This window comes from Brevibacterium aurantiacum, from assembly GCF_003932995.1.
Lineage (GTDB): Bacteria > Actinomycetota > Actinomycetes > Actinomycetales > Brevibacteriaceae > Brevibacterium > Brevibacterium aurantiacum.
The window spans coordinates 941,008-957,076 of sequence record NZ_CP025333.1; the positions used below are offsets into that span (position 1 = coordinate 941,008).

The window sequence follows — 16,069 nt, forward strand, 5'->3', positions numbered from 1 at the left end:
GCCGGGACTTCGTCGATTCACCCGGTTTCGAGCCGAGCGCGGGCCTCGCAGTCGCCTTTCGGGCATCCCTCACCGTTCGTGGCAATCCGGATTGGCCGTGGCATTTCCTACTGGTGCCTCCGCATCCCTCACCATTCGCAGCACTACGCACCGGTGCAACGGGGTGGTGCGCCGGTGAGGGTGAGGGATGCTGAGTGGGCCGCAGCGCAGGACCGCTGCCCGAGGCGCAAATCGCATGACGCCCCGTGGCGGAATGCCTCATTGTGACGGTGCGCGGCGGCCCGCGAAATCTGCTCGCCGTGTGTGGTCTGTGTCTCAGTAATCTGGCACAGCTCGCCCGCACACAGCACTCGGAGGTGGCCCGCGCCCACAATCGGAAAGTCCGTTTCGGACTCAACGGGTTCGTGATCGTCCGCGACACCGAAGCCGAAGCCCGCGACCAGCTGTGCGAGATCATCGCACACGCCGACGCCGAGGCGGTCGAAGGATTCCGCGAGTCCGTGCAGACCGCCGGAGCCGCGACCTCGGATAAGAAAGGCATGTGGGCGGATTCGAGCTTCGAAGACCTCGTGCAGTACAACGACGGCTTCCGTACCCAGCTCATCGGAACCCCCGAACAGGTCGCCGACCGCATCATCGAATACAAGAAGATCGGCGTCGACCTCATCCTCACCGGCTTCCTCCACTTCCAGGAGGAACTTGAAGCGTTCGGCAAGACCGTCATCCCGATCGTGCGCGAGAAGGAAGCCGAACTCGTCAACAGGGGACTGCTCACCCCTGCCGGAGTCTGAGTCAGCCAGTCGGTTTCCCTCAGGCCACGCTGAATGACGCGGACTTGAGCTTCAGCTTCGTTCGCAGCTGATCGCCGGTGAGGCTCGCGGTCTTCCCCTTCACCGAGGTGGCTTTCACCGTCTTCACCAGACCTGAGCCGGTCTTCGCCACCGCCACAGACCGGACGTCTGCCAGCCCGAAGGCCCGTGCCATGTCGGACTGCTTGGCCGTCACCGACCACGAGGCGTTCGGGTTCTGCGCAGAGGCATACTTCGACGGAGAGTCATCGACCGAGACCAGGTACGGCACGGCCGACCCCCACACCTCGGCAGCCGAATGCGTCTTCGACCCGGCCGACGACGAGTAGACAGCATCGATGAGCCCGCCCTTGTAGGTGATGAGGCGCGCCGACCTCACCGTCGACCCGCTCGTGGTCTGTGTCGCGGCCACGGCCTTGCGCCATGGACCGGAATCGCCTGCATTCTCATGAGTCCACCCGAGGAAACGCTGCGAGGCCACCTCGTCATAGACGTTGCACCCGCAGGCCGGCTTCACCGCACCGAGATTGCGGTAGGCGTAGGTGCGCGAAGCGATGGCCTGACTGCGCAGGACCTCGGACTGCCACGACGCCGGCATCTCGGCGATGCCCGGCAGATATTCCTTGTTGAGACCCACCACGTTGATGACGTTGAGCGAGCTCTTCAGCTGACCGATCTCGAGCCGTCCGTGTCGGTAGGTGCCGGTCGCCCCGTTCTGGGCACCGCTGACCGACACCGTCGTCGCCGACGAACTCTTCCAATATCGGGTGCTCTGCCATTCGAGGGTGAGCTTCGACCCCGAATAGCTCTTCGACCCGACGGTCGCCTTGACCGAACCGGATGACGTCCGTTCGATCGTGACCTTCGAGCCCGATTCGATGGTCTTCGACCCGACCTTGACCCGCAGACGGCCGGACCGCGGAGTGACCGTCACGGACTTCTTACCGGTCAGCAGCTGCACCTTGAGACTGGCGTCGGCGTTCTTCGACATCGTCGTGACCTTGGCACCCGTGTAGTAGTGTTGCAGGATCTGCGTCGACGACTTTCCGGCTGTCGCCATTCCGCGCGCTCCGTACTGGCTCATCCCGACCCCATGGCCGAACCCCGACCCCTTGATCGTGAACGACGACGGCGCCTTCGTCAGCGTCACCTTCGCCCCGGATTTCGCCGTCCACACGATCATGCCGTTCTGGAACTTCTGCCGGGTCTCCGAACCTGAGCGGTATTCGTTGCTCGTCGGATAGCCGAGCGGACCGCGTTCCCACCCGGACTTCTTCCATGCTGTGCGGATCGCGCCCAGAGTCGCATGGGCGCCGGTGGCCTTCGTCCAATGGATGCTGCCGTGCTTGAACGACTGATAGCAGCCCTTCTGGATCAGCGTGCACCGCTTGGGGCCGGTCGCAGGACCGAGCTTGCCCGTATTTCCGCCGAGCGACTTGTGCATCGCCCCGATCGGACCCGAGGTCGCATAGGCGGCATGTGCCGGAGGCTGTGTGGAGCAGAGAACGAGAAGGAACCCGATGAGCAGTGCCGCGAGGGTAGGAGTCGTCGCCTTGACGGACGGGGAAGCTGGCATGAGTAGATCACAAGCGCGGCTGTCAAGACCCCAGGTGACGAACAGACGAACTCCCCGGGGAGTTCTTCGCCGAGGTGGTTCCGCCTCGGCGAAAGAGGCATCGTTCCAGCTCAGCTCAGCTTTTCGGCGATCGCCTTGTTGAAGGCATCGAGGTCGCCGGGGTTGCGAGAGGTGATGAGGTTGCCGTCGACGACCACCTCGGTGTCGGCCCAGTCGGCTCCGGCGTTGATGAGGTCGGTCTTCGTCGAGATGAAGGACGTCAGCTTCCGTCCCTTCGCCACACCCGCCTCGGCGAGGATCCATGGCGCATGGCAGATGGCCGCGACCGGCTTATCGGCGGCGAAGAACGCTTTGACGAGGTTGACGGCGTCCTCATTCAGGCGCAGGGCGTCGGCGTTGAGGGTGCCGCCGGGCAGGACGAGGGCGTCGAAGTCATCGACCGAGGCCTCGGCGACGGGAACGTCGACGTCGAAGGTCTTCGCGTGCTCCCAATCGCCTTCCATCGCCTGCAGAGTCCCCTCTGAGGGGGAGACGATGACGGTCGTCGCTCCGGCCTCGTCGAGGGCTGTGCGGGGGCTGGTCAGTTCGACCTGCTCGACGCCGCTGGTGAGGAGGAATGCGATCTTCTTGTCAGAGAGTGCCATGAAGGTGCTCCTTGTCGGTTGTGATTGGTGAGATTGTCGAATCTGACATGGGCTCGGCTGGCCGAAACCTCGAGGCCGACGTGCAGCTGGGCCGACGTCCACATTGGACACAACAACGGAAAGTGCAGAGTTGTTCCAGATCGCGACGAACGGATTCCCCTGGTCGGGATGACCAGGGGAATGCGATTCGGGGATGCGAGACGCTCGAGGGGTACGTTTCGCGGGCTCGGCGGACGGCTCAGATGTTCGGGAACTCGAGGCTGTAGCCGATGCCGGACTGCGACGCCGAGGTGATCTTCACAGTGCCGTAGTGATTCTTGCCGGCAGCGGTGACGGTGCAGTTCTGCGATCCGCTGTGGGAGAAGATCCGCAGGTCGGAATAGCAGTCGACGGTGTCGACCGTGGTGCCCTGCTTGGCGTAGGCGTTCTTGATGTCCGCCTCGAGAACGTCGGCGGGGATCTTGCCGTTGCCGTCGGCGTCGAGTTCGACTCCGTCTTCGCCGATCCGCGGGCCCTGGTAGCCGTTGTCGGTCGTGCCGCTCGACGACGATGATCCGCTCGAGGTGGAGTCGCTCGAGGACGACGATCCGGTCGACGACGAGCCGTTCGAGGTGGAGGAGCCACTCGCCGAGGAGGCGCTGGACGAATCGGTGGATCCGCCGCTGCCGGTGGTGCCGTTGTCCGTCGTGCCGCTATCGCTCGTGCCGGACGAACCCGAACCGGCGGAGTCCGAGGTGGAGCCCGAATCCGATGCCGGTTCTTCGGCGGTCGTCTCGGTGTCCCCGGTCTGCTGCGCCTGCTGGCCGTCCTGCTCCTGGCCCTGTTCCTGCCCCTGGCCTTCTGGGCCGAAGGTGATGTTCATATCGCAGGCCGAGAGTGTCAGGGTCGCGGCGAGAGCTCCGGCAACGGTGATGGTTTTGAGAAGTGTCTGTGCCTTCATGATCTGCTCCTGGTCTCGTGTGCAAAAAGCGGTCGGTGTTTCGTACAAGACAAGCCTCTCAGCGCGGAGCCGTGACCTGGGCCGATTCGTGTTCGGATCCGGTGACGCATGTTCCAGGACGGACACATCGGCCTATTCTGGGACTGTGTTCGATGACCGGAGCCGAAGAGAAACGAGAAAACTTCGCCGCCGATGTCGAGAACACGAGTCCGGCTGCGTCCCAGACATGTCAGCGAGCACATCCCGTGCGAGCGGCACGAGACAAGGAGACCATCATGGCCAAGTACCTCATGCTCAAGCACTATCGGATGCCGGAGCAGTATATGGATTACACCCCGATGGATCAGTGGAGTCCCGACGAGGTCGACGCGCATGTGGCGTACATGAACGCCTTCGCCGACAGGCTCAAGGACTCCGGCGAATTCGTCGACTCCCAGGCACTCTCGCCCGAGGGCACCTTCGTCCGATCCGGCGGACCGGGCAAGCCTCCGGTCACCGACGGTCCCTTCCCCGAGACGAAGGACCTCATCGCCGGGTGGATGGTCATCGACGTCGAGAACTACGACCGCGCTCTCGAACTCGCCGGTGAGCTGTCCGCCGCACCGGGCAAGGGAGGAGAGCCGATCAACGAATGGCTCGAACTGCGCCCCTTCCTCGACCACGCACCCAGCGTGGACGAATGATCAGGGACGCGAACGGAGTTCGCGATGATCGATCGGGATCCCCTCGCCGAGGCGGAGCTGCGTGAGCTCGTCCCCGCCGTGATCGGCATCCTCGTCAGTCGTGGAGCAGACTTCGCGACCGCCGAGGATGCCGTTCAGGACGCGCTCATCGAAGCCCTGCGATCGTGGCCGTCCGACCCGCCCCGTGACCGGCGGGGCTGGCTCGTGACGGTGGCATGGCGGAAGTTCCTCGACATCGTGCGATCTGAAGGATCGCGGATGAAACGCGAGGAACGGGTCATGGCCGCCACTCTCGCCGAGCCCGAAACCTCGTCCGAACCCGGGACGGACGGCGTCCCGAACGCCGATGACACCCTCGACCTCTACTTCCTCTGCGCCCATCCCGACCTCAGCCCCGCCTCGGCGGTGGCCCTGACCCTGAGGGCGGTCGGCGGACTGACGACGAAGCAGATCGCCGCAGCCTATATGGTGCCCGAGTCGACGATGGCTCAACGCATCAGCCGAGCCAAATCCACGATCGCAGGGTCCCGGCTCAACCGACCCGGCGGCCTGTCCTCGGTGCTCACCACCCTCTACCTCGTGTTCAACGAAGGGCACTCGGGCGAGGTCGACCTCGTCGCCGAGGCGATCCGACTGACCCGCACGCTTGCGTCGATGATCGACTCCGCCGAGGTGGACGGACTGCTCGCCCTCATGCTCCTCCACCACGCCCGCCGCGATGCCCGCTTCGGCGCCGACGGTCGCCTCATCTCGCTGGCCGATCAGGACCGCACCCTGTGGGATCAACGGCTCATCGTCGAGGGCATCGAGATCCTGCAGGCAGCCCTTGGTCGGGACGAACTCGGCCAGTATCAGGCACAGGCCGCCATCGCGGCACTCCACGCCGATGCGCAGACGGTCGAGGACACCGACTGGGTGCAGGTCGTGGAGTGGTACGACGAACTCCTCAAGCTGAACGAGAGCCCGATCGCGTCCCTCAACCGTGCCGTTGCGATCGGTGAAGCCGACGGACCGGTGGCCGGACTGGCCGAACTGGGCAGACTCGATGAGACGCTGCCGCGCTACTTCGCCGTCGAGGCCCACCTGCGAGAACGGGCAGGAGAAGACGAGGCGGCGGCGAAGCTCTACGTCGAAGCCGCGGCCAAGGCGAGCAACCTCGCCGAACGCGACCACCTCATGCGTCAGGCAGCTCGCCTGAACTCGCGGTAATCTGAGCGCATGGTCGAAGCGAACGTGGACAGCGTCATGGAGACATTGGCGGCGATGGAGGATCCCAAGGCTCGTGCCGTCAATGAGAAGCACGGTGATGATCACGGTGTGAATCTGAGCAAGCTGCGGGCCGTGGCCAAGGAGCTGAAGAAGAACGACGAGCTCGCCGTCGAACTGTGGAACACCGGCGATACCGCGGCGCGCCTCGTCGCGATCCTCATCATGCGTCCCCGCAGCTATGACGCACAGCATCTCGATGCCATGCTGCGCGAGGCGCGTGTGCCGAAGGTCCACGGCTGGCTGGTCAACTACATCGTCAAGAAGTCGAAGCATGCCGAATCGCTGCGCCTGGACTGGATGGACGACCCTGATCCGATCGTGGCGTCGGCAGGCTGGGCACTGACCAGCGAGCGTGTGAACAAGTCACCCGAGGGCCTTGACCTGTCCGGTCTCCTCGACACCATCGAGGCGCAGATGCTCGGCGCCGATGAGCGCCTGCAGTGGGCGATGAACGAAACCCTGTCCTACATCGGCATCGAGAACGAGGACCTGCGGCCACGGGCCATCGACATCGGCAACCGCCTCGGCGTCCTCAAGGACTATCCGACCCCGCCGAACTGCACGTCGCCCTTCGCCCCGACCTGGATCACGGAGATCGTGGCCCGCAGAGCAGGGGCCTGAGTCAGATCAGAAGTCTGACGCACAGGAATCAGCTCAGAGTGCGGTGACGGCCGATCGGGAGCATCAGCGGCTGACCGGAGACAGGATCCTCGATGACCCTGTTCTCGAGACCGAACACGTTGCGGACATTGTCTTCGGTGAGCACCTCGGCGGGAGCCCCGGAGGCATGGATCCCGCCGTCGGCGATCATGACGAGCCGATCACAGTACCGTGCGGCCAGATTGAGATCATGCAGGACCATCACGATAGTCACGCCTGAACCCTGGTTGAGTTCGGTGAGCAGATCGAGGACCTCCACCTGATGGTTGACGTCGAGGAAGGTGGTCGGTTCATCGAGCAGGAGGATGTCGGTCTGCTGGGCGAGGGCCATTGCGATCCACACTCGTTGCCGTTGGCCGCCGGAGAGTTCGTCGACGGGACGGTCGGCCAGGTCCGCGGTTCCGGTGGTATCCAGAGCCTGGGCGACAGCGAGATCGTCCTGGGCATTCCATCGTGAGAAGGCCCCCTGGTGGGGATGGCGACCGCGTCCGACGAGATCGGCGACCGTGATGCCCTCGGGAGCGATCGGTGTCTGTGGGAGGAGTCCCAGGGCCCGCGCGAGCTGCTTCGCCGGCATCGTGTGTACCTGTCTGCCGTCGAGGATGACAGTGCCGGATCTGGGCGTCAGCAGTCGGGACATCGATTTGAGCAGCGTGGACTTGCCGCAGGCGTTGGCCCCGACGATGCCCGTGATCTGGCCGGGCGGCAGGGTCAGATCAAGTCCCTTGATGATCTCTGTGTCACCGTAGGCCAGATGCAGGTCCTGGGCGGCAAGCGAATGGTCCTTGGTCACAGGGAACCTCCCGAACGATTGATCCTGATGATGAGATAGATGAGGTAGGGGGCACCGAGGATGCCCGTGACGACTCCGACCGGGTAACGGGTGCCGAGGCCGAACTGTCCGACGAGGTCGGCGACGAGCACGAGCAGGGCTCCGACGAGTGCGGCGGGGATGAGCGGCGAGGGTCCCGGCCCGATGAGTCGAGAGGCGATCGGGCCCGAGAGGAAGGCGACGAAGGCGACCGGTCCGGCAGCGGCGGTGGCGAAGGAGATGAGGCCGACAGCGGCGACGATGACGAGAAGCCTGGTCCTCGACACACGCACTCCCAACGCTTCCGCGGTCTCGTCCCCGAGCTGCGTGATGGAGAGGTTCCTCGACTGCCCCAAGAGAATGGGAACCAGCACGATGAGCGCGCACAGCAGCGGCACGACCTTGTCCCAGCTCGCCCCGTTGAGGCTTCCGGCCAGCCACCGCAGCGCCTCCTGCAGATCCCACTGCGCGGCCCGGGTCAGCTCCCAGTTGATGAGCGCATTGAGCATTGAGGAGACGCCGATGCCCACCAGAATCAACCGGATACCGGCCGCGCCATTCCGGTAGGACAACATGTAGATGACCAACGCCACCGCAAGACCGGCGACGATGGCCATGACCGAGACTCCCGTGCTGCCCAGGCCCAGAGTCACGATCGCGAACACAGCCGCGGCCGAAGCTCCGGAGCTGATCCCGATGATGTCGGGGCTGGCCAGGGGATTGCGCAGCATGGTCTGGAACGTCACCCCGCCGAGGCCGAAGCTCAGACCCACGAGGAGCGCGAGAACGGCTCGGGGGAGTCTCAGGCGCCCGACCGTGAAGGTGGCGCCGGGGACCTGATCGCCGCCGATGACGCGAAGGACCTTGTCGAAGGAATAGAAGGTCTGACCGACCATGAGGCTGAGCAGGAAAGTAAGCAGCACCAGCCCGCTGAAGATGAGGACGAAGCCGGTCCAACGGGCGGAGCGTCGTCTCCGCAGCTGTGCCACGGCAGCGATCGTCGATGTCGATTCTGCCGTGCTGGTCGGCGCGAGGAGTGGGTTCGCGGGGTTCGGTGGGGTCACAGCGAACGGACCTTCTGTCTGCGGACGATGGCGATGAAGAACGGGGCGCCGATCAGCGCGGTGAGGATGCCCACGTCGAGTTCGGCCGGTCGAGCGATGATGCGACCGAGGATGTCCGAGGCTGTGAGCAGTGCGGCTCCGGTGACTGCCGAGAACGGGATCAGCCAGCGGTGATCGATGCCGATGAGCAGACGGCAGGCATGGGGGATGACGAGCCCGACGAAGCCGATCGGTCCAGCGACGGCGGTGGCTGCCCCGCAGAGGAGGACCGCACCTGCAGCGGAGACCATTCTGGTGGTGCCGACGTGCTGTCCCAGCCCGGCGGCGAGCTCATCGCCGAGGGCCAGGGCATTGAGGCCAGGCGCCGAATAGACGCTGATGAGCAAGCCGACGATGAGGAAGGGAAGGATGAGTGTGACCGAATCGAACGTCACACCCCCGACCCCGCCGATCTGCCAATCGCGTGCCAGATCCGCGATGTCTCCGCGGGGGAGGACCACGGCGCTGATGAACGACGACAGTGCAGCGGCGGTGGCCGCCCCGGCCAGGGCCAGCTTGAGCGGGGTCGCACCCTGCCTCCCGAGTGACCCGACCGCATAGACGAACACCGCGGTGAGAGTGGCGCCGACGATGGCGAACCAGATGTAGCCGTCGGCCGTTGACAGTCCGAAGAAGGCGATGCCGATGACCACGGCCAGGGACGCGCCGGTGTTGACACCGAGGATGCCTGGGTCGGCCAGAGGATTCCTCGTCACGCCCTGCATCACAGCCCCGGAGATGCCCAGAGCCGCTCCCACGCACACGGCGAGCAGGGTCCGCGGAATGCGTTTGGCGACCGCGGCCTGATCGAATCCCGCGGCCGACCCGCCGTAGGCGGCAAGAACGTCGTCGAGGCCGACGTTGCGGGAGCCGATCATCGTGGACAGGATCATGAGGACGGCAACCACTGCAAGAGCGGCCAGCATCCATGCGAGGCGGACATGAGTCGACCGCCGCAGCTTGGCGGCGGTCGACTCGACTGTCGATTGTGACGTCATCGTGTGAAGTGTCCGCTTCTACTTCGCTGCCGTGGCGGCCTTGTCGAGTTCGTCGAGGTAGTCATCGAGAACGAAGGAGATGGACAGCGGTGTGGGGTTCGCAGCAGTGCCGAGCGGGGCATCACCGGGCAGGTTGACGATCGACTTGTTCTTGACCGCGGGCATCTGAGACAGCAGCTCGTCGTCTTCGAGCGTCGTGACCAGGTCGTCGCCGCCGTAGGTGACGATGATGTCGACATCGTCGAAGACGTCGGCCTGTTCGGCGCTGACGGTCGAGGAGAATTGATCGGTCTCGTCGGAGGCCTTCTGGATGCTGGCGGGTGCCTGCATGCCCAGGTCCTCGAAGAACATGGCGCGGGTGTCATGCGTGGTGTAGAAGTTCACCTCGGACAGGTCCGAGGGATCCACGTGGGTCAGGAACATCGTCGACATGTCCTTGATCGCAGGGTGGTCGGCGACCGCCGAGTCGATCTCGGTCTCGAGGTCCTTGACGAGCTCCTCGCCTTCCTCTGCCAGACCGATCGCCTTGCCGTTGATCTCGATCATCTCTCGCCAGGGAGTTCCCCAAGCGGTCTCCGGGTAGGCGACGACGGGCGCGATCTCGCTGAGGGTGTCGTAGTCCTCCTGGGTGAGACCGGAATACCCGGCGAGGATGACGTCGGGCTGGGTATCGGCGACAGCCTCGAAGTCGATGCCGTCGGTCTCGTCGAAGAGAGCCGGAGTCTCTGCATCCAGCTCCTCGAGCTTGTCTTCGACCCAGGGGAGGACGCCGTTGCCGTCATCGTCGCCGAAGTCGGCACTGGCCATGCCCACCGGGACGACGCCCAGTGCCAACGGCACCTCGTGGTTGGCCCAGTTGACGGTGGCCACCCTTTCGGGCTTCTCCTCGATCGTGGTGGTGCCGAGTGCGTGCTCGATAGTCACCGGTGTCCAGGACTCGTCGCCGCCCTTCGCATCTGCGGGGGTCTCGGTAGATGAGCAGGCGGTGAGCACGAGTGCGGTGGACATGGCTGCTGCAACGGTCATTGCGCGAAGCGGACGGGACATCTCTTCCTTTCGGAGGTGCTTCTCAGCACACCCCAGAAGCGAGATTGAGTTAGGTGTGCCTAAACAAACTATCGGAGGAATCGCCTGCGCGCAATGGAGTATTTACGACAGATGATTTCGCGAAACGGACACGAGTGATCTTCAGCTCGCGTGCTCCTCAGTTCGCGCTGGGGCGGAACTGTCCCGGTGTGGTGCCCGTGATGCGCTTGAATGCAGTCGTGAATGCACTGACCGAGCGATAGCCGACGCCGGCGGCCGCTTCGTCGACCTCTCCGCCGAGGCTGATCATGCTCACCGCGTGCTGGACCCGTGCCGTCGTCGCCCAGCGCCCGAAGCCGAGACCCGTCTCTGCCTCGAAGGCGCGGGTGATGGTGCGGCCGCTGATCCCCAGTTTCCTCGCCCAGTCCTGGAGACTCGAGGCATCCGCCGGGCCCTCGATGATCGCGTTGGCGATCGGAGCGATGAGCGGATTGCTCGGCATGTGAAGCAGAAGCTCGTTGTCCGCTGGCGTCATGACGTCGAGGATCATCGCCTCGGTGAGTGAGTAGGAGGAAGTCCCCGGATCGGTGTGCTGAAGTCGATCGAGAAGGAGCCGGAGCAGAGGGGTGATGGCGATGGCAGTGGGCCGATCGCTGACAAGCGGGTTGTCGAGGCTGAACTGCGCGGCGTAGACGACGACGCCGGCGGGCGTCCATCCGGAGTGCCGTACTCCTGCGGGAATCCACATCCCTAAGGGCGGGGTGATCGTCCACGTGCGCTGATCGATCGTGACCGTGCCGACCCCGGCCTCGCGCCAGAGCAGCTCATGTGTCGGATGCGAATGTTCGGACCAGTAGGTCTCGTGCTCCATCGCCTCCTGGGAGCCGATGATCCGCAGCGGCATCTCCACCTGACCTGCGGTGTAGCTCGGCAGCGTCCGTTCGGAGGCCGTCGCCACGCGTGCGGTCTTGGAGCGGAAGGGTCTGATCGTGGGCACCTCACCAGGATAGGCGCAGCCGACCGCGATCTGCGCCCCCGACCTGGGCAGGCGCAGTGAGCCTCGACTAGACGGCCACGATGTGAGGGTGCTGTCGGTGGAAATCGGTGGCCTGCTGGAAGGTATGCCCAGCGGCCAGCAGCAGGCCCTCCTTGAAGTCACCGGCGACGAACTGAGCAGCCAGCGGGGTGCCGCGCTCGGTGAAGCCGGCGGGCAGAGTGATCGAGGGCATGCCACAGTTGTCGATCGGTGCCGTCGGAATCGTGACTCCGGCGAACAGCTCGGCGTCGGAGCCGAGATTCTCCATCTGTGAAATCGTCGGTGAGGCGGCTCCGATGCCTGGAAGCAGCAGCAGGTCGATGTCGGACATGAGAGCGCGCATGCGACCGGTGAATGCTCGCCGGGATTCGAGCAGCTCGTGGTAGTCGATGGCGCTGAGGCCGCGCCCGATCTCGATGAGGCCGGCGAGGTCGGGACCGTACTCGGCCGACCTCGACGGGTAGTTCTCTGCGTGAACGCCCGCGGTCTCGATTCCGCACAGGGCAGTCCATTCCTGTGCCGCTTCGGCGAATCCGGGGGTGCGCACGTCGAGGACGCGCCAACCGAGGTCGAGGAGCACCTCGATGGTGGATTCGAGCATCTCGTTGGTGACGTCATCGAAATGTTCGGCTGCCAGTTCGCGGTCGAATCCGACGACCGGGGTGGTCTCGAGCCTGAGCTGCAGGCTGTAGCGGGGCACCGGTTCAAGCGCCGACGTCGGGTCGTTCGGGTCATGGCCGGCGATGGCCTCGAGGATGATGGCGGCATCGCGTGCGCTGCGCGTCATCGGTCCGATGTGGTCAAGGCTCGGCGCCAAGGGAAAGATGCCGTTGCGTGAGACCCGGCCCCAGGTGGATTTGAGTCCGGTGACCCCATTGGCCGAGGACGGCAGTCGGATCGAACCTCCGGTGTCCGAGCCCAACGAGCCGTAGCAGAGGCCGGCTGCGGTCGCGACGCCCGAACCGCTCGAGGAGACCCCTGACCAGGTGTTGGGCTCCCAAGGGTTGACCGGGGTCGGCAGGTCGGGATGATGTCCGGTGAACGCACCCTCGGTGAGCCGCAGCTTTCCCAGGATCACCGCCCCGGCCGCCCGCAGGCGAGCCACGACGGTGGCGTCGAAGTCGGGCTGGAAGTCGGCGTGGATCGTGGTGCCCGCACCTGTCGGCGCGTCATGGGTGTAGGCCAGGTCTTTGATCGCCAGCGGCACACCGTGCAGCGGACCCAGCCAGTCCCCGCGCGCCAGACGTTCATCGAGGTCGTCGGCGGCGGCCAAGGCCGATTCGCGCATCAGGGTGACGAAGGACAGGAGGTGAGGGTCGAGTTCGTCGATCCGGTCGAACATGGCCTCGGTGGCTGCCCTGGAGCTCAGCCGCCCGGATCTGATGAGTTCCGAGACCTCGTGCAGCTCACGGAACTCGAGTCCGCTGTTCGCCGAGGTGGTTGTGCTGCTGGCCATGGACGCCTCCTTGCATCGGTTGTCCCCATGCTAACCGGGAAATCTCAGAACGTCACTGCTGGTCAGCGCCGCCCCCGGCGAGCTCCCGCAGGGCCTGGACATGAGCGTCGAGTCGGGCGCTCCCGTCTGTGCTGATGGCGACCCATGTGCGGGGGCGTTTGCCGACATAGCCCTTTCGGACCTCGACCAGCCCCGCCTTCTCGAGGGCGGAGATGTGGCGGGAGAGCACGGAGTCGGAGACGCCGAGGGAGTCGCGCAGGAGTTTGAATTCCGCGCGGTCCCGATTCTTCAGACTCGCCACGATGCCGAGTCGAGTGGGATTGTTCAGATCTGATTCGATCCGAGTCAAGGACTCGCCGAGGTTGTCCATCGTGTCATCGGATTCGTCGTCGGTGCTGATGTAGGGATTCATGATCGTGCCTCGTCCTTTCTCAGCGGCGCAGTCCGACAAGGGCCATGATGGGGGAGAGGACCCAGATGAAGCCGGCAGCGGCGAACGGCACCCACGACGTGGGAGTGAACGAGTCGACGATGATCGCTGTGAACAGGGCGACGAAGGTCAGCGGCAGCCAGGTGCAGAGCAGGACGGTTGACCGGCGACTCCAGCTCAGGGCCTTCACGGAATAGACGATGAGGGCCGGCACCAGCCAGGCGCCGCCGGCGCCGAGGATGATCAGCTGGGTCGTGTTGTCCTCGATGAGTCCGACGGCGAGGATCCCCACGGAGATGGCCGCACTGTAGACGAAGAGCATCGTGACCAGCGGCCAGGCATCGCTGGATCGGGCGTGGGCCTGATTCGACTCGACCTGCGAGAGAAGGTCCTTGGCCTGCTGCGGGGTGGGCGTGGTCATGACAACTCCTTCGTTGCTGTCTTCACCGAGAAACGGTGACTTCCTGATGGAAGTAATTACAGCTTAGCAAGTACTTTCCATAATGGAAAGTGCTTTCGCGAAGTTGTTCTCGCAGCAGGGCTCAGGCAGAAGCCGCAGCAGCCACTGTGGCTGCAAGCTCGGTGGTCGCGCCGAGGTGGTCGGCGGTGACCTCGCCGGTGACGATGAGCGGGTCGAAGGCGAGCCTCCAGCCCAGACCCGTCGTGATCTGCTTCATCGCGGTCTCCGCTCCGGTCGTGTCGTAGCCGCCGTGGATCCAATAGGAGAACGGGCGACCGGCGGTCGGCTCCCTGACCGCGTCGTACGTGGTGTCGAAGAAGTGCTTGAGGGCTCCGGAGATGTAGCCGAAGTTCGCCGTCGTGCCGAGGACGAACCCATCGGCGGCGAGCACGTCCTCGGCCGTCGCCTCCAAGGCGGGACGGACTATGACGTCGACGTCACCCAGCTCCGGCATGCGCAGTCCGGACAGGGCCGCCTCGGCGATTTCAGTCGTTGCCTGTGACGGGGAATGATGAACGAGCAATATGCTGACCATGGGACCAGACTAACCCTGCAGCATTTCGACGAGGGAGGATTCGTGGCAGTCATCTTTGATCCGCTCCGCGGGCGGACACGACCCGAGCCCAGCCACAGCGATGATGAGATCATCGACGTGCTCACCGGCACTGCCGGGGCCGTGGGAATCGACACCTCCGGGTGGGCGGTGCTGACCGGGGCCGGGATGAGCACGGATTCGGGAGTCCCCGACTATCGGGGACCCGACGCCGTTCCCCGCCAGCCGATGACGATCCAGACCTTCCTATCCCATCCCGACCAGCGAGCCCGCTACTGGGCGCGTTCCTGGGTGGGCTGGCCGCGGATGCGCTCTGCCCGGCCTAATGCGGCACATCTGGGGCTCGCTCAGCTGCCCGTCGCCGGCATCGTCACGCAGAATGTCGACGGACTCCACCAGGCCGCGGCACGGGAGGAGGGCAGTCGCAGTCCGGTCATCGATCTGCATGGCAGCCTGGATCGTGTCATCTGCCTCAAGGAAGGGCACATGTTCGACCGAGACTGGGTCCAGATCCAGTTGAGCGAGCTCAACCCCGAGTTCGCGAAACTCGTGGGAATCGATCCGATCGATGTCGAGACGGCCCCCGACGGTGACGTGGATCTGGAGGAGACGGCGGACTTCGTGGTCACCGACTGCCCCCGCTGCGGTGGAATCCTCAAACCCGATGTCGTGTACTTCGGTGACTCCGTGCCTCCGGCGAGGCTGCAGGAGGCGAATCGCATCTGCGCTGAGGCGAGTGGAATCGTCGTGCTCGGATCCTCGCTCGCGGTGTTGTCGGGGCTGCGTTTCGTGCGGGCGGCGGCGAAGGCCGGGAAGCCGGTGGTCATCGTCACAGACGGTCCCACCAGGGGAGATGAGCTTGCTGACTACCGCTCGATCTCCCGCGTCGGCGACTTCGTCAAGGGGTGGGCACTCAGAGGAATCCAAGGCGATGATGACAAGCTTCAGGCATGAGCAATCTTGCCCGAACCGAACGCCTCCGCCTCGTCGATACAGCCAACAGGGCCGGTGAAGACGCCCCGACGCTGTGCGAGGGCTGGACGACACGTGACCTTGCCACCCACCTCGTCATCCGCGAACGCCACCCCGTGGCCGCCCTCGGCATCTTCATGCCGAAGCTCGAAGGCAAGCGCGAGGAGCAGGAACGTGTGTATGCCGCGATGCCGTATTCGAGTCTGCTGGGTCTCGTGGCATCCCCGCCGAGGTGGACCCCGGGTCGGTGGCCCGGCGTCGAATCCGTGATGAACACCGCCGAATACATCGTCCACCACGAGGACATCCGACGCGCGGAGATCGAATGGATCCCACGCAGGCTGTCCCTGCCGGAGAACCGTGCCGTGTGGACAGCGTGCCGAACCGCGCTCCTACCCTTCGCTGCCAAGGCCGAGGGCCGCGTCACGATCGTCAGCCCCGGATTCGGCCAGCACAGCACGGGCAGAAAATCCGGCGGGAGTAAGGGCGGTGCCCAGGGGCTCACCATCACCGGTGAACCCGTGGAGATCCTGCTCTACCTCATGGGCCGAGAGGACCATGCCCTCGTCGATGTGAAGTGAGGGACCGCATCGTTGGGCGAGGCGGGGGAAAACCCCCGAACAGCTGAACGGTTTGTATCATT

Annotated in this window: 17 protein-coding genes and 1 pseudogene; 6 read left to right on the plus strand and 12 right to left on the minus strand. The window is 64.8% G+C overall.

The window, feature by feature from the left end; all coding sequences use genetic code 11:
• Nucleotides 1-362: 362 nt before the first annotated feature.
• Nucleotides 363-791 (plus strand): annotated as a pseudogene (locus CXR25_RS04270) (LLM class flavin-dependent oxidoreductase); the annotation flags it as partial.
• Nucleotides 792-810: 19 nt separating this feature from the next.
• On the opposite strand, the gene CXR25_RS04275 reads toward CXR25_RS04270, so the two are convergent.
• From CXR25_RS04275 to CXR25_RS04285, 3 genes are all read right to left on the minus strand, one after another.
• Nucleotides 811-2,385: a SpoIID/LytB domain-containing protein gene (locus tag CXR25_RS04275; RefSeq protein WP_096146594.1), complete on the minus strand. Its 1,575-nt coding sequence runs from the start codon at nucleotides 2,383-2,385 to the stop codon at nucleotides 811-813.
• A gap of 110 nt (nucleotides 2,386-2,495) precedes the next feature.
• On the minus strand, nucleotides 2,496-3,029 hold the full coding sequence (locus tag CXR25_RS04280; RefSeq protein ID WP_096146595.1) for a type 1 glutamine amidotransferase domain-containing protein: 534 nt from the start codon (nucleotides 3,027-3,029) through the stop codon (nucleotides 2,496-2,498).
• A gap of 238 nt (nucleotides 3,030-3,267) precedes the next feature.
• Nucleotides 3,268-3,969, minus strand: coding sequence for a hypothetical protein (locus CXR25_RS04285; RefSeq protein ID WP_096160278.1), 702 nt, complete (start codon nucleotides 3,967-3,969; stop codon nucleotides 3,268-3,270).
• 275 nt (nucleotides 3,970-4,244) lie between these two features.
• On the opposite strand from CXR25_RS04285, the gene CXR25_RS04290 reads away from it, so the two are divergent.
• From CXR25_RS04290 to CXR25_RS04300, 3 genes are read left to right on the plus strand one after another with little or no spacing between them, the layout of a single operon-like run.
• Nucleotides 4,245-4,652, plus strand: a complete 408-nt coding sequence (locus tag CXR25_RS04290) for a YciI family protein (protein ID WP_009883187.1) — start codon at nucleotides 4,245-4,247, stop codon at nucleotides 4,650-4,652.
• 24 nt (nucleotides 4,653-4,676) lie between these two features.
• Nucleotides 4,677-5,861: an RNA polymerase sigma factor gene (locus tag CXR25_RS04295; protein ID WP_096146597.1), complete on the plus strand. Its 1,185-nt coding sequence runs from the start codon at nucleotides 4,677-4,679 to the stop codon at nucleotides 5,859-5,861.
• 9 nt (nucleotides 5,862-5,870) lie between these two features.
• Nucleotides 5,871-6,542 (plus strand): DNA alkylation repair protein, encoded by a 672-nt coding sequence (locus CXR25_RS04300; RefSeq protein WP_009883185.1) that lies wholly within the window; start codon nucleotides 5,871-5,873, stop codon nucleotides 6,540-6,542.
• A gap of 28 nt (nucleotides 6,543-6,570) precedes the next feature.
• Here the strand turns inward: CXR25_RS04300 and CXR25_RS04305 are convergent, their stop codons facing one another.
• The 9 genes from CXR25_RS04305 to CXR25_RS04345 form a co-directional block, all read right to left on the minus strand.
• Complete coding sequence (locus CXR25_RS04305) at nucleotides 6,571-7,374, minus strand: ABC transporter ATP-binding protein (protein WP_009883184.1); 804 nt, start codon at nucleotides 7,372-7,374, stop codon at nucleotides 6,571-6,573.
• Complete coding sequence (locus CXR25_RS04310; protein WP_069599617.1) at nucleotides 7,371-8,456, minus strand: FecCD family ABC transporter permease; 1,086 nt, start codon at nucleotides 8,454-8,456, stop codon at nucleotides 7,371-7,373. The genes CXR25_RS04305 and CXR25_RS04310 overlap by 4 nt, the downstream gene beginning before the upstream one ends.
• Nucleotides 8,453-9,493, minus strand: a complete 1,041-nt coding sequence (locus CXR25_RS04315; protein WP_009883182.1) for a FecCD family ABC transporter permease — start codon at nucleotides 9,491-9,493, stop codon at nucleotides 8,453-8,455. The genes CXR25_RS04310 and CXR25_RS04315 overlap by 4 nt, the downstream gene beginning before the upstream one ends.
• Before the next feature lie 18 nt (nucleotides 9,494-9,511).
• Entirely contained in the window at nucleotides 9,512-10,519 is a 1,008-nt protein-coding gene (locus CXR25_RS04320) for an iron-siderophore ABC transporter substrate-binding protein (RefSeq protein ID WP_240518539.1), read from the minus strand.
• A gap of 178 nt (nucleotides 10,520-10,697) precedes the next feature.
• Nucleotides 10,698-11,516, minus strand: a complete 819-nt coding sequence (locus CXR25_RS04325; RefSeq protein ID WP_009883180.1) for a helix-turn-helix domain-containing protein — start codon at nucleotides 11,514-11,516, stop codon at nucleotides 10,698-10,700.
• 67 nt (nucleotides 11,517-11,583) lie between these two features.
• The gene (locus CXR25_RS04330; RefSeq protein ID WP_096158351.1) at nucleotides 11,584-13,011 is read right to left on the minus strand and encodes an amidase; all 1,428 of its coding nucleotides are present in this window, start codon (nucleotides 13,009-13,011) and stop codon (nucleotides 11,584-11,586) included.
• A gap of 52 nt (nucleotides 13,012-13,063) precedes the next feature.
• Nucleotides 13,064-13,423, minus strand: a complete 360-nt coding sequence (locus CXR25_RS04335; protein ID WP_009883178.1) for a winged helix-turn-helix domain-containing protein — start codon at nucleotides 13,421-13,423, stop codon at nucleotides 13,064-13,066.
• Nucleotides 13,424-13,442: 19 nt separating this feature from the next.
• Nucleotides 13,443-13,862 (minus strand): hypothetical protein, encoded by a 420-nt coding sequence (locus CXR25_RS04340; RefSeq protein ID WP_009883177.1) that lies wholly within the window; start codon nucleotides 13,860-13,862, stop codon nucleotides 13,443-13,445.
• 121 nt (nucleotides 13,863-13,983) lie between these two features.
• A complete protein-coding gene (locus CXR25_RS04345) occupies nucleotides 13,984-14,436 on the minus strand; it encodes a flavodoxin family protein (protein WP_009883176.1) in 453 nt (150 codons plus the stop codon).
• A 42-nt stretch (nucleotides 14,437-14,478) separates the two neighbouring features.
• Here CXR25_RS04345 and CXR25_RS04350 point away from each other — a divergent pair, with 42 nt between their 5' ends.
• Both CXR25_RS04350 and CXR25_RS04355 read left to right on the plus strand, forming a co-directional pair.
• Complete coding sequence (locus tag CXR25_RS04350) at nucleotides 14,479-15,408, plus strand: Sir2 family NAD-dependent protein deacetylase (RefSeq protein WP_096158352.1); 930 nt, start codon at nucleotides 14,479-14,481, stop codon at nucleotides 15,406-15,408.
• Nucleotides 15,405-16,007: a TIGR03085 family metal-binding protein gene (locus CXR25_RS04355; RefSeq protein ID WP_009883174.1), complete on the plus strand. Its 603-nt coding sequence runs from the start codon at nucleotides 15,405-15,407 to the stop codon at nucleotides 16,005-16,007. Before CXR25_RS04350 ends, CXR25_RS04355 begins: the two co-directional genes overlap by 4 nt.
• Nucleotides 16,008-16,069: the final 62 nt, after the last annotated feature.